The organism is Primorskyibacter flagellatus (assembly GCF_014638275.1).
Lineage (GTDB): Bacteria > Pseudomonadota > Alphaproteobacteria > Rhodobacterales > Rhodobacteraceae > Pseudooceanicola > Pseudooceanicola flagellatus_A.
The window spans coordinates 1,006,270-1,024,497 of sequence record NZ_BMFJ01000002.1 but is presented as its reverse complement, the minus strand read 5'-3'; the positions used below and the strand labels follow the sequence as shown (position 1 = coordinate 1,024,497).

18 protein-coding genes are annotated in these 18,228 nt (G+C 65.8%); 7 read left to right on the top strand and 11 right to left on the bottom strand.

The features are described from left to right. Positions 1-2 precede the first annotated feature (2 nt). From dnaN to IEV87_RS19305, 4 genes are all read right to left on the bottom strand, one after another. Positions 3-1,121 (bottom strand): DNA polymerase III subunit beta, encoded by a 1,119-nt coding sequence (dnaN, locus tag IEV87_RS19320; RefSeq protein ID WP_188479449.1) that lies wholly within the window; start codon positions 1,119-1,121, stop codon positions 3-5. Between the two features lie 190 nt (positions 1,122-1,311). Then, positions 1,312-2,727 carry a chromosomal replication initiator protein DnaA gene (gene dnaA, locus IEV87_RS19315; RefSeq protein ID WP_188479448.1) on the bottom strand — a complete coding sequence of 472 codons (1,416 nt, stop codon included), beginning with the start codon at positions 2,725-2,727 and terminating at the stop codon, positions 1,312-1,314. A gap of 495 nt (positions 2,728-3,222) precedes the next feature. Beyond that, entirely contained in the window at positions 3,223-3,486 is a 264-nt protein-coding gene (rpsT, locus tag IEV87_RS19310; RefSeq protein WP_188479447.1) for a 30S ribosomal protein S20, read from the bottom strand. 99 nt (positions 3,487-3,585) lie between these two features. After that, positions 3,586-4,161 carry a helix-turn-helix domain-containing protein gene (locus IEV87_RS19305; RefSeq protein ID WP_229737704.1) on the bottom strand — a complete coding sequence of 192 codons (576 nt, stop codon included), beginning with the start codon at positions 4,159-4,161 and terminating at the stop codon, positions 3,586-3,588. Positions 4,162-4,337: 176 nt separating this feature from the next. On the opposite strand from IEV87_RS19305, the gene IEV87_RS19300 reads away from it, so the two are divergent. From IEV87_RS19300 to IEV87_RS19280, 5 genes are read left to right on the top strand one after another with little or no spacing between them, the layout of a single operon-like run. After that, on the top strand, positions 4,338-5,480 hold the full coding sequence (locus IEV87_RS19300) for an NAD(P)/FAD-dependent oxidoreductase (protein ID WP_229737702.1): 1,143 nt from the start codon (positions 4,338-4,340) through the stop codon (positions 5,478-5,480). A 44-nt stretch (positions 5,481-5,524) separates the two neighbouring features. Further along, on the top strand, positions 5,525-6,463 hold the full coding sequence (locus tag IEV87_RS19295; RefSeq protein WP_188479445.1) for a tripartite tricarboxylate transporter substrate binding protein: 939 nt from the start codon (positions 5,525-5,527) through the stop codon (positions 6,461-6,463). A 22-nt stretch (positions 6,464-6,485) separates the two neighbouring features. Then, on the top strand, positions 6,486-6,914 hold the full coding sequence (locus IEV87_RS19290; RefSeq protein ID WP_188479444.1) for a tripartite tricarboxylate transporter TctB family protein: 429 nt from the start codon (positions 6,486-6,488) through the stop codon (positions 6,912-6,914). Between the two features lie 9 nt (positions 6,915-6,923). Then, on the top strand, positions 6,924-8,438 hold the full coding sequence (locus IEV87_RS19285; RefSeq protein ID WP_188479443.1) for a tripartite tricarboxylate transporter permease: 1,515 nt from the start codon (positions 6,924-6,926) through the stop codon (positions 8,436-8,438). 22 nt (positions 8,439-8,460) lie between these two features. Then, positions 8,461-10,104 carry an alkaline phosphatase family protein gene (locus IEV87_RS19280; RefSeq protein WP_188479442.1) on the top strand — a complete coding sequence of 548 codons (1,644 nt, stop codon included), beginning with the start codon at positions 8,461-8,463 and terminating at the stop codon, positions 10,102-10,104. Positions 10,105-10,341: 237 nt separating this feature from the next. Here IEV87_RS19280 and IEV87_RS19275 read toward each other — a convergent pair whose 3' ends face one another. The 4 genes from IEV87_RS19275 to IEV87_RS19260 form a co-directional block, all read right to left on the bottom strand. Next, positions 10,342-11,127 carry an SDR family oxidoreductase gene (locus IEV87_RS19275; protein ID WP_188479441.1) on the bottom strand — a complete coding sequence of 262 codons (786 nt, stop codon included), beginning with the start codon at positions 11,125-11,127 and terminating at the stop codon, positions 10,342-10,344. Positions 11,128-11,148: 21 nt separating this feature from the next. Then, complete coding sequence (locus IEV87_RS19270) at positions 11,149-11,925, bottom strand: enoyl-CoA hydratase (RefSeq protein WP_188479440.1); 777 nt, start codon at positions 11,923-11,925, stop codon at positions 11,149-11,151. Positions 11,926-11,990: 65 nt separating this feature from the next. After that, complete coding sequence (gene mutM, locus IEV87_RS19265) at positions 11,991-12,842, bottom strand: bifunctional DNA-formamidopyrimidine glycosylase/DNA-(apurinic or apyrimidinic site) lyase (RefSeq protein WP_188479439.1); 852 nt, start codon at positions 12,840-12,842, stop codon at positions 11,991-11,993. 7 nt (positions 12,843-12,849) lie between these two features. Beyond that, complete coding sequence (locus tag IEV87_RS19260; protein ID WP_188479438.1) at positions 12,850-13,347, bottom strand: hypothetical protein; 498 nt, start codon at positions 13,345-13,347, stop codon at positions 12,850-12,852. 98 nt (positions 13,348-13,445) lie between these two features. On the opposite strand from IEV87_RS19260, the gene ubiE reads away from it, so the two are divergent. After that, the gene (ubiE, locus tag IEV87_RS19255) at positions 13,446-14,192 is read left to right on the top strand and encodes a bifunctional demethylmenaquinone methyltransferase/2-methoxy-6-polyprenyl-1,4-benzoquinol methylase UbiE (RefSeq protein WP_188479437.1); all 747 of its coding nucleotides are present in this window, start codon (positions 13,446-13,448) and stop codon (positions 14,190-14,192) included. Next, entirely contained in the window at positions 14,193-15,728 is a 1,536-nt protein-coding gene (gene ubiB / locus IEV87_RS19250; RefSeq protein ID WP_188479436.1) for a 2-polyprenylphenol 6-hydroxylase, read from the top strand. Here the strand turns inward: ubiB and IEV87_RS19245 are convergent. The 3 genes from IEV87_RS19245 to IEV87_RS19235 all read right to left on the bottom strand — a co-directional run bounded on the left by IEV87_RS19245 (position 15,715) and on the right by IEV87_RS19235 (position 17,862). Further along, positions 15,715-16,611, bottom strand: a complete 897-nt coding sequence (locus IEV87_RS19245; RefSeq protein WP_188479435.1) for an aminoglycoside phosphotransferase family protein — start codon at positions 16,609-16,611, stop codon at positions 15,715-15,717. The genes ubiB and IEV87_RS19245 overlap by 14 nt on opposite strands. Positions 16,612-16,686: 75 nt before the next feature. Then, positions 16,687-17,340 (bottom strand): flagellar hook capping FlgD N-terminal domain-containing protein, encoded by a 654-nt coding sequence (locus IEV87_RS19240; protein ID WP_188479434.1) that lies wholly within the window; start codon positions 17,338-17,340, stop codon positions 16,687-16,689. A gap of 9 nt (positions 17,341-17,349) precedes the next feature. Continuing rightward, positions 17,350-17,862, bottom strand: coding sequence for a flagellar hook-length control protein FliK (locus IEV87_RS19235; RefSeq protein ID WP_188479433.1), 513 nt, complete (start codon positions 17,860-17,862; stop codon positions 17,350-17,352). Between the last annotated feature and the right edge of the window lie 366 nt (positions 17,863-18,228).

The following is an 18,228-nucleotide window of genomic DNA, read 5'->3' as shown; positions in this document are numbered from 1 at the left end:
TCTCAGACGCGCATCGGCATGACCACGTAGACCGCAGAGGTGTCGTTGCCTTCGCGCATCAGGGTCGGATCGCCTGCGGTGTTGAACAGGAACACGGCATTCTCGCGATCCACCTGCGAGGCGATCTCGAGCAGGTATTTCGCGTTGAAGCCGATCTCAAGCCGTTCGTCGCCATAGGCCACGGCCAGCTCTTCCTCCGCCGCGCCGCTGTCGGGGGCGTTGACCGACAGGACCAGCCGGTCTTCGTCCAGCGCCAGCTTCACCGCGCGGGATCGTTCCGAGGATACCGTCGCGACCCGGTCGACCGCCTTGGCGAAATCGCTCGCGTCGACCTCCATCTTGCGGGTGTTTCCCTGCGGGATCACCCGGGTGTAGTCCGGGAAGGTGCCGTCGATGACCTTGGAAGTCAGGGTGATCTCGGGTGTGGCGAAACGCACCTTGGTTTCGGACACCGACACGGCGACCTTTGTTTCGTCGTCGTCCAGCAGCTTGCGCAGTTCGCCGACCGTCTTGCGGGGGACGATGACGCCGGGCATGGCCTCCGCGCCCTCGGGCAGGTCGGCGTCGATCCGGGCCAGCCGGTGACCGTCGGTGGCGACGCAGCGCAGCTTGCGGCCCTCTTCGGATTCCGCGACGTGCATGTAGACGCCGTTCAGGTAATAGCGGGTCTCCTCGGTCGAGATCGCGAATTTCGACTTGTCGAACAGCCGCCTCAGCACCGGGGCGGAAGCGGAGAAGTTCGATGCGTATTCCGACGACGCCATCACCGGGAAATCATCCTTCGGCAGCGTCGCGAGGTTGAAGTTCGACCGCCCCGCAGCCACCGTAAGCCGCCCCGCGGCGCCGTCCTCGGACAGGGTGACCAGCGCGCCTTCGGGCAGCTTGCGGACGATTTCGTGCAGGGTGACGGCGGACACGGTGGTCGCCCCGGCGCGTTCGACCATGGCGGGGGCCTTGTCGACCACCTCGATGTCCAGGTCGGTGGCGCGGAACTGGACCTCGTTGCCCTCGGCCTCGATCAGGACGTTGGCGAGGATCGGAATGGTATTGCGGCGTTCGACAACCGACTGCGCCTGGCTGACGGCCTTGAGCAGAGCGGCGCGTTCGATGCTGATCTTCATATGCCCTGACTCCTGTCCGAGGTTGGCCTAGCCTGTGCGCCTGACGGGCGCCGGGACCGGAAAGCTACCCGTTTCCCACGTCCGCACAAGCGGTTTCTTGGCTTTTTTGGGCGGGATTGGCCAGAGCGTCAAGCCGGGCGGGGACTGTGGCGTGGTCCCTGCCCCGGCGGTGGCGTCCGAAGCGGCGGTCTCAGGCCTCGAGCGCGCGGCGCAGCATTTCCACGTCTTCGGCGATCTGGCCGTCCTGGGCCTTCAGTTCCTCGATCCGGCGCACGCCGTGGATCACCGTGGTGTGGTCGCGGCCCCCGAAGCGGCGACCGATTTCCGGCAGGGACCGGGCGGTCAGGATTTTCGCCAGATACATCGCAACCTGCCGGGGCCTGGCATATGTCCTGACACGTTTCGGGCCGATCAGGTCGGACATGCGGATGTTGTAGTGTTCGGCCACCTTGCGCTGGATCTCCTCAACCGTGATCTTGCGCTCGGAGACGCGGAGGATGTCGGCCAGGCATTCCTGCGTCAGGTCCAGCGTGATCTCGCGGCCGACGAGGGACGAGAAGGCGAAAAGCCGGGTCAGAGCGCCTTCCAGCACCCGCACGTTGGTCGAAATGCGGTGCGCGAGGAATTCCAGCACGCCCGGTGCCATCTTGAGGTCCGGATACTGGGCGCGGTGCGTGTCCACCTTGCTTTGCAGGATGCCGAGACGCAGTTCGTAATCGGTCGGGTGAAGGTCGACGATCAGACCGCACTGCATGCGCGAGCGGATGCGTTCCTCCATGTCGGTCATCTCGCCCGGCGCACGGTCGCCCGAGATGATGATCTGCTTGTTCTGATCCACCAGCGCGTTGAACGTGTGGAAAAACTCCTCCTGGGTGGAGTCCTTGCCGGCAATGAACTGGACGTCATCCACCATCAGCACGTCGACGGTGCGGAACAGCGATTTGAAGTCCATCGTGCGGCGTTCGCGGATCGCCTGCACGAAGCGGTACATGAACTGTTCGGCGGACAGGTAGACGACGGTCAGGTCGGGCCGGTTGGTCTGCAGCTCCCAGGCGATCGCGTGCATCAGGTGCGTCTTGCCGAGCCCGACGCCGCCGTAAAGGAACAGCGGGTTGAAGGTGACCGGCCCGCCCTCGGCCACCCGGCGGGCGGCGGCGTGGGCCAGTTCGTTCGGCTTGCCCACGACAAAACGATCGAAGGTGAAGCGCGGATCCAGCGGCGCGGCCTGCAGCATGGTGTCGAGCGCGGTCTTCGCCGGGCTCTGCGCAGCGGCGGGTTTCGTGGCGGTCACGGTCTGCGCGGAGGACACGGGTTCGACCTCCATCTGCGCAGGACGGGCCGGTTCGGGGGCGTTGTCGTTGGCGGCCTTCTTGACGATGAATTCGAGACGACGGACCTCGGAATTCACGGCCGAGACCTCACCCAGAATCAGATCGCCGAAATTTCGGGCAACATAGGTACCGGCCCAGGAATTCGGCGCGCCGATGACGGCGGTGCCTTCCTCGGTGCGATCGAAGATCAGCGGCTCGATCCAGTTCCGGTAATTGTTCTGCCCCACGTTCTGAAGCAACTTCGCCTTTACCGCGCCCCACTGATCCTTAGTCATTTGCCCTTCGCCCCCAGGTTTTTATAATGCCAACATGACTTTGCCGACCACGGACGTTCCGCGGCGGTGTGCAAGACCGTAGTCCCGAGGCAAACCGCACCCATGGCCGTCCCCGCAGCAGGAACGGCGCAACCGGTGTTGCGGTCTACTTGTGGACCTGCAGCAAATGGAGCGGAGTTTTTCCCCGACCGCTCAACCCAAGGCTGCAGATTCCGCCTGCCCAGATCAGAACGGTTTCGCCGCTTCGGTGCCCGAAACTCCTGCAGAAAAGAGCTTCTGTAACCCCGATGGCCGATCCCGGACTGCTGTGCCCCCCAAGACGACGTGAATCGCTTGAGTGAACCTAGCAACTGGTGCGCGAGGCGCGCAACGCCAAGAAGCGCTTGACTCGGGCTTGGGTGAAATCGAATCTCGGGGCGGTGGCAGAAGCGCCACAAAGCGAAAGGGCGCCGGTTTCCCGGCGCCCTTTAATCTTCAGTTACTTGCGCAGGCGGCTCAGGCGATGGCCTTCACGCGCGATGCGAGGCGCGATATTTTGCGCGCCGCGGTGTTCTTGTGAACGACGCCCTTGGAGACACCGCGCATCAGCTCGGGCTGGGCGGCCTGGAGGGCGGCGCTTGCCGCATTTTTGTCACCCGACGCAATCGCCTCTTCCACCTTGCGAAGGAAGGTGCGGATGCGCGAGCGGCGCGCCTTGTTGACCGACGTGCGGGCAACCATCTGACGGGCGCGCTTCTTGGATTGAGGCGTATTGGCCATAAGTCTATCGTCCCATGGTTTGGGGTTCGGTGTTCTGAAGTCGCGCTGATAGGACCGACTCGCCGCAAAGTCAACCGTGTTGGGTCGCTTCTTCGCTGCTTACGCGGCAGGCGTTTCCGCACCGTCGTCGCCAAGGCCGGAACAGACGACAAGGATACGCGCCTCCTCCGCGCCCTCCGCGGCGTAGAGATGACCGCGGCCGCTGTCGAAATACATCGAATCCCCCTGGTCGAGCACCACGTCCTCCGCCCCTTCCAGCTGCACCACGACGCGCCCTGCCAGCACCATGAGGAACTCCTCCCCCGGGTGGCTGACCATGCGGTCGAAACGCATTTTCTCCAGCGGTTTCAACGTGCCTCGCATGGGTACCATGGTCTTGCCACGGACATCGGGGAAGAGCATTTCGTAAGTGTAGTTCTCGGTTTCAAGGTAGCCGAAGTCGGTATCGCGGGCGACGCCGATGGTACCATGTTCGAACGCCCCGCCCTGGGTGGAGAACAGTTCGGACACGTCCACGCCAAGCCCGCGTGCGAGGTTCGAGAACCGGTCGTAGGTGGGGGCCATCAGACCGCGCTCCACCTTGGAGATCGTGGAGATCGCAAGTCCGCTGCGGTCGGACAGGGCCTGTAACGTCAGGCCCCGTGATTCCCGCAGGTCCTTGACCCGCTGGCCCATCTGGGACCGACTCTGTTCCGCGTCCGGGCGGGGTCTACCCGCCCTGTCTTCGCCCCTGTCCTGCATCACCCGTCGCCGTCCCGTCCGAAATTTTCCAATCGGAAAAATTCACTTCACCTGACACGCCCGGCCTGATAGGCTTGGGGCATGGTACCCATTGTAGACAGGTATATAGAGTGAGGAAAAGCGTCGGCCACGATTTCCTTGTCGTCGGTGGCGGCATGGCCGGGGTCTCTGCACTGGCAGAGCTGTCACGTCACGGAAGCGCGGTTCTGGTAGAGACGGAAGGCCAGCCCGGCTACCATTCCACCGGCCGGTCGGCGGCGATCCTTGCACAGACCTACGGCAACGTCGTCGTGCAGGCGCTGACGCGGGCCTCCGAACCTTTCCTGACCGCACCGCCCGAGGGGTTCAGCGATGCGCCGCTGCTGACCCCGCGTACCCTGATCCGCATCGCCCGCCCCGACCAGGAGCCAGAGCTCCGGGCGATGTTCGACGGGCTGGAGGACACCGGCCTGCTGCGCTGGCTCGATGCGGAGGATATCGCGCGCCGGATCCCGATCATCCGGCCCGGCTATGCGTCGGGCGGGTTCCTGAACGCGGATGCGCAGGACATGGATGTTCATGCCATGCTTCAGGGGTATCTGCGGATCGCGCGCGCCAACGGGGCAGAGGTCCTGACCGGCGCGCCCGTGACCGCACTCGAACAGACGCCGGGTGGCTGGCGGGTGGAGGCGGGCGGGCGCAGTATCGAGGCCGGGTGCGTCGTCAACGCCGCCGGGGCCTGGGCGGACCGGGTGGCGGCGCTGGCCGGCCTGACACCGGTCGGTCTGGCACCGATGCGGCGGTCTGCCGTGACCTTTCGCCCGCCCGCGGGGTTCGATCCGGCCGGTCTGCCGATGACGGTGGACGCGGAGGAACTGTTCTACCTCAAGCCAGAGGCGGGGATGCTCCTGGCCTCTCCGGCCAACGAAACCCCCTCCGACCCCTGCGATTCCCGGCCCGAGGAGATCGAGATCGCCATCGCCATCGACCGGGTCCTCGCCGCGTTCGACCTGGACGTGCGGCGGGTGGAATCGACCTGGGCGGGCCTCAGGACCTTCACCCCGGACCGCAGCCCGGTCTGCGGGTTCGACGCGGAGGCGGAGGGCTTCTTCTGGCTGGCCGGACAGGGCGGCTACGGCATCCAGACCGCCCCGGCGCTGGCCCGGCTGGCGGCGCAGCTGGTCGCGGATGCGCCGACGGACCCCGCCCTTGCGGCAACGGGCCTGGACCCGGCGCAGCTCTCTCCGGCACGATTTCAACAGGCAAGACCATAACAGCCGCGGCAGGGACCGCGGCACCTTCAACAAGGGAGACGACAATGAAGATCAAGACACTCCTGGCCGCCGTGGCCGCCACCTGCCTGTCAGCCGGGGTCGCGCTGGCCGACTGGTCACCTTCGGGCCCCGTGAAGCTGTGGATCGGCTTCGGCGCGGGCGGAGAGACCGACACGCTCGGCCGGCTCATTGCGAAAGAAATGGGCGAAGCGACCGGCTGGAATATCGTGGTGGAGAACAAGCCGGGCGGCGGCGGCATCGCCATGTTCACGCAGCTCGCCACGGTTCCGGCGGACGGCATGACGCTTGGCATGGGGGTCACCATGCCCGTGCTGGTCAACCTGACGGTGCGACCCGACGAAATCCCGTTCAAGCTAGCCAGCTTCGACTATCTCAACACCGTGGCGCTGGCTCAGCTGGCGATCGTGGCGAAGAAGGATGCACCATTCGACGACCTCGCCGGGCTGGTCGCCTATTCCAAGGAAAAGGGCGGCGCGCTTGTGGCATTCGATGCCAAGCCACAGGAACTGCTGATGAATTTCATCGACGGGGAAACCGAAGCCGGGTTCAAGCTGGTCTCCACCAAATCCTCCGCCGAAGAGCTCCAGCAGCTTCTGGGCGGGCATGTGGACGCGGCCTTCAACGCGGGTGCGCATATCCCCTACCTGGAAAGCGGTGAGCTGAAGATGATCGCCTCCGCCAATGCCTCGCGCCACAGCTACGCGCCCGACACGGCCACCGTGCAGGAGCAGGGCCATGACATCTATGTCGACCCGTGGTTCTACATCGCCGCGCCCGCCGGACTGCCGGAAGAGGCGAAGATGGCGATCAGCAAGGCGATCTCGGACGCGCTGGCCTCTGACGCGACAAAGGAGGCGATCATGAACACCATGCACACCGAACCCTCCATGGCCGGGCCCGAAGATACGAAGATGATGCTCGAGGCCGGCCTGAAGAACGTCGGCACGCTGTTCGGCAAGTAACCCGTCTCCCGGGACACCATCCGTGACACCACCACTCCTCAACCGCCTCTCCGGCCTCGCCTTCGCGGGGTTCGGAGCGGCACTGCTGCTCTGGCTGATCCCGGCACATACGGAAACGGTCAGCTACGGCTTCATGCGACCGGACACGCTGCCGAAGGTCTGTGCCTGGGCGCTGCTTGCGCTTGGACTGGTGCAGGCGGCGCTTGCGGGCGGGGGCGTTGCGGTGGACTTTTACGAGACAGGGATCGTCGCCATCACCGCGCTGCTGTCGGCGGCGGCGGTCTGGGGGATGGGGCGCTTCGGCTTCCTCGTCACCGGGCCGGTCTTCGCCGCCGTGCTGGTCGCGCTGATCGGTGAACGGCGGCCGGTCTGGATCCTTGCCGCAGTGGCGGGCGCCCCGGCGATCACCTGGCTGGTGGTCGTCTGGCTGCTTGGCCGGCCGCTTCCATAAGGCGCTGACATGCCAGAACTTTCCATCGTCCTCGGCGGATTGTCCGACGCCTTCACCCTGGTGAACCTGCTGTTCGTCGCGATTGGTGTAGCGGCGGGGCAGATGGTCGGGGCGATACCCGGTATCGGGCCGATCATGGCCATGGCCATCGCGATCCCGTTCACCTTTGCCATGGACCCGCTGGTCGCGATTTCCTTCCTGGTCGGGATCAACAAGGGCGGGCTGTTCGGGGGGGCCATTCCCGCCGTTCTCATCAACACGCCGGGCACGCCGGACGCGGCGGCGACGACGCTGGACGGCTATCCGCTGGCCAGGTCGGGCAAGCCGGTCAAGGCAACGCGGATGGCGCTTTTCGCATCGGTCACCGGGGACACGGCGTCGGACCTCGTGCTGATCACCCTTGCCGCACCGCTGGCCGGGCTCGCGCTGAAGATGGGTCCGGTGGAGATCTGCGCGCTGATGGTCTTTGCCTTCTCCATCATCTCGGGACTGATCGGGGACTCGCTGGTGAAGGGGTTGATCGCCGCTGCCGCCGGACTGCTGCTGGCGACCGTCGGGCTGGACCCGGAACACGGGACGCCGCGCTTCTACTTCGGGTACTTCGAACTTTACGACGGGGCCTCGCTGGTCGCCGTGGCGATCGGGATGCTGGCGGTGGCCGAGATCTTCCGCCGCATCGCATCCGCCCGCCGGGCGGGACCGCAGCCGACAATCACGCTAGGCGCCGGCGGCGCGGAGCAGCGGGTAAGCTTCTCCGAATACTGGTCCTGCCGGTTCGCCATGGCGCGCGGGGCGCTGATCGGCACGGTACTGGGCGCGATCCCCGGTATCGGGTCGACCGCCGCCGCCTACATGTCCTATGCCGCCGCGAAGAAGGGCGACCCGGGCAATGGCCCGGCGTTCGGCGAGGGCAACCTGAGGGGCATCGCCGCGACGGAATCCGCCAACTCCGCCGTCATGGGGGCGAACCTGATCCCGCTGCTCGGCATCGGCATCCCCGGCTCAATCGGCGCGGCGCTGCTGATCTCGGCTTTCAACATCCACGGGATCCAGCCCGGGCCGCTGCTGTTCCAGACGCAGGGGCGGCTGATCTACGGGCTGTTCGGGGCGATGCTGATGGCAAATCTGATGAACCTGCTGATCGGGCAGCTGTCGCTCCGCCTCTGGGCGCGGGTCATCCGGGCGCCGGAATCGGTGATCTTCCCCTCCGCCCTGCTGTTCTGCTTCATCGGCGTCTATCTCTCGACCGGCGGTCTGTTCGGTGTCGGGCTGATGCTGGTCGCCGCCGTGGTCGGCTATGCGATGACCGCTCTCGGCTATCCGGTCATCGTCTTCATCATCGCCTTCTTCCTCGGCGCGGGGTTCGAAAGTTCGCTCAGCCAGGCGCTGGTGATCCTTGACGCGAACCCGGTGAACCTGCTTGGCCATCCGATCGCGCTGGCGCTGCTGGTGGTTGCGGCAGTCACGGTGGTCTGGCTGGCGCGCGGGCGCAACGGCTTGGACTCCGCCGGAAGTCCTGATTAACCTTTCCGGCGGGAGGCCGCCCATGAACATCCTTTTCATCATGTATGACCAGCTGCGCTTCGATTACCTGTCCTGCGCCGGTCATCCCGTTCTGAAGACTCCGAACTTCGACCGGGTCGCGGCCATGGGCGTCCGATTCACGCAGGCGCATGTGCAGTCGCCGGTCTGCGGGTCCTCGCGCATGTCCTTCTATACCGGGCGCTACGCGTCATCCCACGGGGCGCAGTGGAACGGCTATCCGCTCCGGGTCGGAGAGATGACCATGGGCGACCACCTGCGTGCGCTCGGCATGGGCTGCTACCTGATCGGCAAGACCCACATGGTGGCGGATGCGGAGGGGATGGCGCGGCTCGGCCTTGCGGCGGACACGGTGATCGGCGCGCGGCAGTCGGAATGCGGTTTCGACGCGGTGGTGCGGGACGACGGACTGTGGGGAGAGGGGCCGGACGGGTTCTACGACCGCAAGCGGTCGCCCTACAACGAATACCTGAAGGAGAAGGGGTATCCGTCGGACAACCCGTGGCAGGATTTTGCAAATGCCGGGATCTCGGGCGACGACATAGCCTCGGGCTGGTTCTTCCGGAATGCCGACAAGCCCGCCAACGTCCGGGAGGAGGACAGCGAGACACCCTGGCTGACCGACCGCGCGCTCGACTTCCTGAAGACGGCGGACGGGCCGTGGTGTGCCCATCTCTCCTACATCAAGCCGCACTGGCCCTATATCGTGCCCGCGCCCTATCACGACATGTTCGGCCCCGGCGATGTGCCGCCCGCCGTCCGGTCGGAGGAGGAGCGCCGCGATCCCCATCCCGTCTACGCCGCCTATATGGGCAACAGGATCGGCCAGTCGTTTTCCCGCGACGAGGTGAGGGAAAAGGTCATCCCGGCCTACATGGGCCTTATCAGGCAGTGCGACGACCAGCTTGGCCGCATCCTCGACCATCTGGAAGAGACCGGACAGATGGAGAGCACGATGATCGTGCTGACCTCGGACCATGGTGACTATCTGGGCGATCACTGGCTTGGCGAAAAGGACCTGTTCCACCAGCAGTCGGTCAAGATCCCGCTGATCGTCCATGACCCGAGGGCAGAGGCCGACGCGACCCGCGGCACCACCTGCGACGCACTGGTGGAGGCGATCGACCTTGCCGCCACCTTTGTCGAGGTCGCCGGCGGCGCGGTGCCGGAGCATATCATCGAAGGTCGCTCGCTTTTACCGTTTCTGCGGGGGGAGGTGCCGGAGGCATGGCGCGAGGTCGTGATCAGCGAATACGACTACTCCGTCACCCCGATGCGCGACGTTCTGGGGCTGAGCAGCCGAGACGCGCGCCTGTTCATGGTCTTCGACGGCCGCTGGAAGCTGATCCATGCAGAGGGCGGTTTCCGTCCCATGCTGTTCGATCTGAAGACCGATCCGGAAGAGTTCCACGACCTCGGCGCGGAAGAGACCTACGCCGCGGTGGTGGAGCGGCTCTATGGACATCTGCATGCCTGGGGTCTGCGGATGTCGCAACGCGTGACGCGGTCGGAAGGTGATCTGGAGAAGATGCGCGGGCGGGCGGCGCGGGTCGGGATCCTGCCGTTCCTCTACGACGGATCGGAGGTGCCGGAGGCGTTGACGGTGAAGTATCGCGGCAAGGCAGGGGCGGATTTTACGAAGGGTTAAGGAGGCTACTGACCTCTCACGTGGTTCTTCCCCCGCACGCAGTCCTTCGCCCCCTCACCCCCCTCGCCCAAGGGCGAGAGAGTGTCAGGGCGGTGCTGGACAGGAGGCGTGGGTGGCCACCCCGTGATCCGTCATCCTCGGGCTCGACCCGAGGATCTGCCGGTCAAGGGGCGAAGCAGGGAAAAAGCCTCGGATCGAGTCCGAGGATGACGTACGGCAGGCCCGACCAACGTCGGCTCACCGTCGGAACTGTCGCTGGAACTTCGCCATGCCGCCGATCCAGCGGCCGTAGTTGGAGACCTTGGCCTCCATGTAGCCCCGGACCTGTTCATGCGGGAGGATCAGGAACTGCTCCGCCCGGATCCCCTCCAGCGCGCAATCCGCCACGGCCTCTGCCGTCATGACCCCGTCGCCGGACTGCGGACCATCGCCACCGATGCCGGACAGCATCGGCGTCGCGACACCCTGCGGGCAGAGGATCGACACGCGGATCCCCTCGTCACGGTGCGAAATGGCGAGGTTTTCGGCAAAGCCGACGGCAGCATGTTTGGTCGTGGAATAGGTGGCGCTGCCGATCTGGCTCAGCAGACCGGCGGCGCTGACGGTGTGCAGGAAGTAGCCGCCGCCGCGCGCGATCATGCGCGGCACCAGAACGTTGGCAGCGTGGACATGGGCCATCACGTTGACCTCCCACGCCATCTGCCATTCGTCGGCCGGTGCGCCCGCCGCGTTCACCACTGCCGGATCGAACCCGTTGGCGATCCCGGCGTTGGAGCACATGAGGTCCACGGGACCCTGCGCCGCCTCCACGGCGTCGATCATCGCGGCGATGGCCGCGGCGTCGCGCACGTCGACGCGCAGCCCGGTGCCGCCGATCTCTGCCGCGACCCGCTCCGCGCCCGCGCCGTCAAGGTCGCAGACGCAGACATGGGCCGCGCCCGCCTTGTGGAGCGCACGCGCCAAGGCCGCCCCGATCCCCTGTGCGCCGCCGGTGACGACGGCGACCTTTCCGGCAATCTCCATCGGCTCCCCCCGATCGCGGTCCTACTTGTCGCGGAACTGCGGTTCGCGTTTTTCGAGGAAGGCCGACATGCCCTCCTTCTGGTCGTCCGTCGCGAACATGGCGTTGAACACCCGGCGTTCGAACAGCAGTCCCTCCGCCAGGGTCGTTTCGTAGGAGCGGTTGACTGCCTCCTTCACCGCCATGACGGTGATCATCGACTTTTCAGAGATCTTGGCGGCGGCGGCCAGCGCCTCCTCCATCAGCTTCTTGACCGGCACCACGCGGGACACGAGCCCGGCGCGTTCGGCTTCCTCCGCGTCCATGAAGCGGCCCGTCAGGTTCATGTCCATCGCCTTCGATTTGCCGACGAACCGGGTCAGGCGCTGCGTGCCGCCGATGCCCGCGACCACGCCAAGGTTGATTTCAGGCTGGCCGAACTTGGCGTTGTCCCCGGCGATGATGAAATCGCACATCATCGCCAGTTCGCAGCCGCCGCCCAGGGCGTAACCTGCGACGGCTGCAATGATCGGCTTGCGCACGCGCAGGATCGCAGCGGTGTCCTGGGTGAAGAGATCGCCGGCAAAAACGTCCACAAAGCTCAGGTCGGACATCATCTTGATGTCGGCCCCGGCGGCGAAGAACTTCTCCGACCCGGTCAGGACGATGCAGCGCACCTTCTCGTTCGCCTGCGCCGCGCCAAGGGCGTCGGCCAGTTCCTTGAACAGCTGATCGTTCAGCGCGTTCATGGCGTCCGGGCGGTTCAGTCTGATGGTGGCAACGTAGTCTTCGATTTCGACGATGATCGTCTCGTAAGCCATGTGATCGGCCAATCCGTTGTGAGCGTTAGGGGCGATTCACTAACACTATGGCCTTGCGGATCAAGTCATCTTTGGCATTGCGGACAATGGAAGGACGACCGTCCCGACTGCACCGTGCGCCGAATCGTCCCCCCGCAGCCGGGGGTGCGGCAGGGCTGGCCCTCGCGCCCGTAGACGTCGAAGCTGTGCTGGAAATAGCCCAGTTCCCCGTCCGCCTGACGATAGTCCTTCAGGGAGGATCCGCCCGCCGCGATCGCCTCTCCCAGCACGTCTCGGATAATCGGGACCAGCGCTGCCAGACGGGGCAGGCCGATGCGGTCGGCGCGGCGGGTCGGGGCGATGCGGGCGCGGTAGAGCGCCTCGCAGACGTAGATGTTCCCCAGCCCCGCAACCAGCTTCTGATCCAGCAGCGCGGCCTTGACCGGGGTGCGCCGGGTCTTCACGGCGGCGGTGAAATAGGCCTCGTTGAAAGCATTGCCAAGCGGCTCGGGCCCAAGGGCGGCCAGCAGGGGATGCCGGTCGGCCTCCAGCGTCGGCATCAGGTCCATCGCGCCGAAGCGGCGCGTGTCGTTGAAGGTGATGCGGGCGCCGTTCTCCATGTCGAACACGACGTGGTCGTGCTTTTCCGGCATCGGGTGGTCATGCACGAAGCGGCCAAGCGGGTCGCCCGAAACCGTCATGCGCCCCGACATGCCGAGGTGGATCAGCAGCGTCTCTCCCCGGTCGAGATCGGCGAGGATGTATTTCGACCGTCGGCGCAGGCGTTCCACCCGTGCGCCGGTCAGCCTTTCGGCCATCCGTTCGGGAAAGGGCCAGCGGAGGTCGGGGCGGTTGACATGGGCCTTGGCGATCACCTGCCCCTCCATCACCGGGGCAAGGCCGGTGCGAACGGTTTCGACCTCGGGCAATTCGGGCATGGCGGACCTAGTAGTAGGGCCGGGCCTCATCTATGGCGCGGCTCAGCGTGCTCTGACCGCTGAGATATTTCACGAGCCACGCGGTTTGGCCACCCTGGAAGCGCAGCAGGCAGGCGCCCGGCAGATCGTCATGCACCTCTGTCAGGCGGGTCAGATCGTAATCGCGGGTGCGGAATGCGGGGGTCATCAGGGTCAGGTCGTGGCCGCGCAGTACCGCGCGGAACTGCCAGCAATAGGCCGTGGCATAGGCAAAGACGGGCAGCAGCGACAGGCCCAGCACAAGGGCGGCACGCGACTCCTGCGCGGCCTCGGCGGTGCGGAGGAGAACCAGCATCGACACCATGGCGACGGCGATACGCAGGGGGATGGCGACACGGTGAACCGACCGTTCGCCGGGCTTGCCGTCGAAATCGGGAAACGCCTCCAGCCGCCCGTGCATGCGCATGAGCACCGCCAGCAAGAGGATTGCCAGCGCCAGCAATACGATGGCCTGTACCTGCTCCATACCGCTTCGGTCCTTCGTGCGCCGATTTGACGGTTTGTGTCTCACCCCCAGATATGGCAGGGAACTGAGGCTTTTGTTTGGCAAGGTTAACCCCGCCCATGACCGACCCGAAAACCACGCATTTCGGCTTTGACACCATCCCGGAGGCCGAAAAGGCCGGGCGGGTGCAGGGCGTCTTCAACTCTGTCGCATCGAAGTACGATGTGATGAACGACGCGATGAGCCTTGGCATCCACCGGCTCTGGAAGGATGCGATGATGGACTGGCTTGCGCCGCGTCCCGGACAGCGGTTGCTGGACGTGGCGGGGGGGACGGGCGACATCTCCTTCCGGTTTCTCAGGCGGGCCGGGTCCGGCCACGCGACGGTGCTGGACCTGACCGAACCCATGCTGGTGGCGGGGCGGCGACGGGCCGAGGCCGCGCAGATGGCCGACAGCCTGGACTGGGTGACCGGAGACGCGATGGCCCTGCCCTTTGCCGACGCGAGCTTTGACGTCTACACCATCAGCTTCGGGATCCGGAACGTGACCCGGCCCGAGGATGCCCTGCGCGAAGCCTACCGCGTGCTGAAACCCGGTGGCCGTCTGATGGTTCTGGAGTTTTCGACAATTCCGACGCCGGGTTTGCAATGGCTTTACGACCGCTATTCCTTCAATCTGATCCCAGCCATGGGACAGGTGATTGCGGGGGACCGGGACAGTTACCAGTACCTCGTGGAATCCATCCGCCGCTTCCCGGATCAGAACACCTTCCTCGGCATGGTCCGCGCCGCGGGTTTTGAACAGGCGAAGTACCGCAACCTGACCATGGGCGTTGCGGCACTGCATTCCGGCTGGAAGCTCTGAATGCGCGGACCGCACAACATCTGGCGTCTGGTCCGGACAGGGGCCACCCTGGAGCGGACCGGCGCGATGAAGATCGTGCTCGACGCCTATGATGCGCCGCCCCTGCTGCGGCTGGCCGCGCGCATCGTTGGCTGGCCGTTCCAGTGGCTGGGCCATCCCGGCGATCCCACCATGCCCCCCGCGACCCGCGCCCTGACCGCCCTAGGCCCCGCCTACATCAAATTCGGTCAGGTCCTGTCCACCCGCCCCGACCTGGTCGGAGAGGACCTTGCCCGGCAACTGCGTGTCCTGCAGGACCAGCTGCCCCCGTTCCCGACGACCGTCGCACGTCGGACGGTGGAGGAGGAACTCGGCCATTCAGTCAATTCTATCTATTCTGAATTTTCCGAACCGGTCGCCGCTGCCTCCATCGCGCAGGTCCATCACGCCCGTCTCGCCGCCACCGGAGAGGACGTCGCGGTCAAGGTTTTGCGACCTGGTATCGAGCGCGCGTTCCGTCGCGACATCGACGCCTTCTACCTCGCAGCCTCCATCATCGAATTCCTCTCCCCCGCCTCGCGCCGGCTGCGGCCAAGCGAGGTCATCGCCCATTTCGACGGCGTCGTGCGCGGAGAGCTGGACCTGCGGCTCGAGGCCGCCTCCGCCTCCACGTTCGCGTCGAATACCGAAGGGGACGATGGTTTCCGGCTGCCCGCCGTGCGCTGGCAGGAAAGCGGACGCCGGGTGATGACGATGACCTGGGCCGAGGGCGCGCCGCTTGGCGACAACGCCGCGCTGGATGCAGCCGGGCATGATCGCGACGCGCTTGGTGAACGGGTGCTGACCCTTTTCCTGAACCACGCGCTGCGCGACGGCTATTTCCATGGCGACATGCATCAGGGCAATCTCAAGGTTGCCGCGGACGGGGCGATCATCGCTTACGACTTCGGTATCATGGGGCACATCGACGAATACACACGCCGGGTCTATGCCGAGATCCTCTACGGCTTCATCAAACGCGACTACATGCGCGTGGCGCTGGTGCATTTCGAGGCAGGCTATGTCCCCGCCGATCAGGACGTCGACGAATTCGCCCGTGCCCTGCGCGCTGTCGGAGAACCGATCTTCGGCATGGACGCGACTCGCATCTCCATGGGCCGGCTCCTGTCCTATCTCTTTGACGTAACTGAACGTTTCGGGATGGAAACGCGGACGGAACTGATCCTCCTCCAGCGCACCATGGTCGTGGTCGAAGGCGTCGCACGGTCGCTATCCCCCCAGATCAACATCTGGGAAGTCGCCCGTCCGGTGGTCGAGGATTACATCCGCCGCAACCTCGGCCCCCGCGCGCTGGCCCGCGACCTCGGCCGCACGGCAGAGGTGCTTGCCCGCTTTGGCCCGCGCCTGCCGGTTCTGGTCGAACGCGCGCTGGTGCGTCAGATGAGCGAACTCGACGCGTCTGCCCGGAAGCCGCGTTCGGGGGGCTGGCTATGGTTCTCCGGCGGGCTCGGCGCGGGGATTGTGCTGAGCCTGATAGCGGTCGTCATCCTGTCCTGATCGGGGACAGCGCGGCCTCCGCCGCGTCCAGCTCCAGTGTCACCGCCGCATGGCCACCTCCGCGACCGGTGGCATCGCACCACAGCGCATAGGCCGCCATCCGCATGTGATAGACCGGAGCCAACTTGCGATACCGTCGTGTCACGTCAGGATCCGGGTAGGCGTCGAGGAACGCCGGGATATCTTCGTCACGGAGGCCGCCCGGATAGGCCAACCGCATCGAGGGCGACACGACGATCGCCAGATCCTCGCAGGGGTCGCCCGTCCCGGGACATTGCCAGTCGATCAGCGCGGGTCCGTGCCGGGTCGCGACAACATTGGCGCCGACCGGATCGGCGTGAAGGAACTTCGGGTCGGGGGACACCACCGGCTCCGACCGGTCGAGGTGCTGGCGGAGATCGGCAAACCGCCTCGGCAGAGCATCGGGGACCAGCGCGGCCAAGGCATCCGACTGGCGGAGCAGTTGCTGTGTGCCGGAGGGTACCGTCCGCAACGATGCGATGAGCGGGCGTTCGTGCACGCGGCTTAGCAGACGCGCCAGCCCGGCCGGGTCCGGCACGGCTGCGGTCCCCTCGAGAAAGCGGTAGATCACGGCGTGCCCGAACGTTCCCGAAAGTTGCGCGAGCGGCTCCGGGGCCAGTCGGTCCGGGGCCAGCGCGGTCAGGGCGACAAACTCCGCCGCCGGATCGTTGGGAAACAGCGGGGTTGCACCATCGGCGCGATACAGTTTGACCACAATCGAGTCCGGACCCGTTCCGACCTGCCAGAGCAGGTTTGTGCGCCCCCCCGACAGACCTTGCCATTCCCCCGCCTCCGAAACTCCCGGATGCGCAGAAGCGGCGGCGACAAGCGCTTCGGGCGGCGAGGTTGGGGTCAGGGTCATGTCGCAATCCGGCCAGAACGGTCCTGTTGCCATAGTGGACGCCGTAGCGTCCGACAAGCCGGAGGCGCAATACCGTCACGCGCGGATGCCGGTAACGGACGCAGCCATGACCATACCGCCGCCCTCCACCACAAGGAGGATGTCCGCACCCGAGCGGCGCGCCTCCGTCACCCGCGAGTAGCTGGCGACATCCTCGGTGGAGATCAGTTCGCCTTCCAGCCGGCTTTCCACTTCGAAGCTGTATCGGCCCGGCGCGGCGATCGCCCCGGATGCCATTTCGCCGTCCCACGCGTAGCTGGTCTGCCCCTCTTCCAGATCATCGCGGAAGATCGTGTTGCCCGATGCGTCGCGTACCACAAGCGTTACCCGGTCTGCCCGCGCCGGGGCTGATATGGACAGGTCAACCGGTTTTCCGTCGAACTGCGCGGGCGCGGTCGACAGGGCCTGCATCCCGACCCACCCGGCGAGGTCGCTCATCCCCGAAAGCTGGATACGCCCGATAAGATCCTCCAGGTGCGAGTTCGTCAGAACCTGTTGTTCGACCGAGGAAAAAGTCGCCAGTTGCGTGGCGTAGTCGGTGGAATCGACGGGGTTCAGCGGGTCCTGATTCTTCAGCTGTGTCGACAGCATCTTCAGGAAGGTTTCGAAGTCGGAGCTGATCACTGCCTTCTGCGATCCGGCAGCGGTGGTCCCGTTCGATGCAGCCGCTGTCGCGGAGCCGATGTCCATGTCTCTCTCCTACAATCTCAGGTCCATGCCGGACGTGGTAGAGTACGCTGGCCTGTCCTCGCCTTCCGGGTCGGCGGCCTCCTGAATATTGGACGGCCCGCCCTGCCCCCCGCGCGGCGCGTGTCCTGGATTGCCCGGATCGCCGAACGACAGGGAAACGTTGTCGTGACCCAGCCGACCGATGTCCCGTGTCAGGAGGTCGCCATGCCGGCGCATGAGGTCCAGCGTTTCCGACCGTTCGGCGACGATCACCACAGTCACACCCTGGTCGGAAACCTGAAGATGCATGCGGACGCGCCCCAGTTCCTCTGGCGAAAGCGTGATTTCGACCGGCCCGTCGGAGAGCGTCCTGGCCGCGTGTGCGATCTGTTCGGACAGCCTTGCCGGGACCGGGGCCGGCGGCGGGTCGAGTCTGGTGGCAACATGCTGGGTGCGGGTATCGCCGGGCGGCGGGCCGAACTCAGCGGTTGGCTCCAGCGCAGGGTCGCGGGCGGGATCGGCAGTGGTGGTCCGGACCGGCACCGGTTCGGATCGGACAGTCTGCGGCTGCGCGGCGCCCCCCTGTGCAGGTCGTAGCGAAGTATCCGTTTCGGCCGCAACGCGCGGGACCGTGGAAGGCCGTTCTGGCGGCGGCTCAGCGGCACCCCGAACTGGTCTGGATGTGTCCGGGTGCAGCGGTCGTGCCCTTTCTTGAGTCCTACCCGCCTTATCTATCCGGCGCGCCGAAATCACCGTTTCAGGCAAGGCCGCTGCGCGTTCTGGAACAGCAGCGAAGCGCAGCGGCTCTGTCGTCCGGCCGGCTTCGTCGTGCATGGGCGCTTCTTGAATTGACGCAGCGGCACCGGGGATATTGCGCGCAGACGGGATTATCTGGTCGGTCTCACGGAT

Excerpts from the sequence above, each read along its gene's own strand:
- IEV87_RS19285 (WP_188479443.1), top strand. The coding sequence starts at position 6,924 with ATGCCAGAACTTTCCATCGTCCTCGGCGGATTGTCCGACGCCTTCACC.
- IEV87_RS19245 (WP_188479435.1), bottom strand. The coding sequence starts at position 16,611 with ATGACCCTGACCCCAACCTCGCCGCCCGAAGCGCTTGTCGCCGCCGCT.
- dnaA (WP_188479448.1), bottom strand. The coding sequence starts at position 2,727 with ATGACTAAGGATCAGTGGGGCGCGGTAAAGGCGAAGTTGCTTCAGAAC.
- IEV87_RS19270 (WP_188479440.1), bottom strand. The coding sequence starts at position 11,925 with ATGGCTTACGAGACGATCATCGTCGAAATCGAAGACTACGTTGCCACC.
- mutM (WP_188479439.1), bottom strand. The coding sequence starts at position 12,842 with ATGCCCGAATTGCCCGAGGTCGAAACCGTTCGCACCGGCCTTGCCCCG.
- IEV87_RS19260 (WP_188479438.1), bottom strand. The coding sequence starts at position 13,347 with ATGGAGCAGGTACAGGCCATCGTATTGCTGGCGCTGGCAATCCTCTTG.
- ubiE (WP_188479437.1), top strand. The coding sequence starts at position 13,446 with ATGACCGACCCGAAAACCACGCATTTCGGCTTTGACACCATCCCGGAG.
- IEV87_RS19305 (WP_229737704.1), bottom strand. The coding sequence starts at position 4,161 with ATGGGCCAGCGGGTCAAGGACCTGCGGGAATCACGGGGCCTGACGTTA.
- IEV87_RS19295 (WP_188479445.1), top strand. The coding sequence starts at position 5,525 with ATGAAGATCAAGACACTCCTGGCCGCCGTGGCCGCCACCTGCCTGTCA.
- rpsT (WP_188479447.1), bottom strand. The coding sequence starts at position 3,486 with ATGGCCAATACGCCTCAATCCAAGAAGCGCGCCCGTCAGATGGTTGCC.
- IEV87_RS19240 (WP_188479434.1), bottom strand. The coding sequence starts at position 17,340 with ATGGACATCGGCTCCGCGACAGCGGCTGCATCGAACGGGACCACCGCT.
- ubiB (WP_188479436.1), top strand. The coding sequence starts at position 14,193 with ATGCGCGGACCGCACAACATCTGGCGTCTGGTCCGGACAGGGGCCACC.
- IEV87_RS19280 (WP_188479442.1), top strand. The coding sequence starts at position 8,461 with ATGAACATCCTTTTCATCATGTATGACCAGCTGCGCTTCGATTACCTG.
- IEV87_RS19275 (WP_188479441.1), bottom strand. The coding sequence starts at position 11,127 with ATGGAGATTGCCGGAAAGGTCGCCGTCGTCACCGGCGGCGCACAGGGG.
- dnaN (WP_188479449.1), bottom strand. The coding sequence starts at position 1,121 with ATGAAGATCAGCATCGAACGCGCCGCTCTGCTCAAGGCCGTCAGCCAG.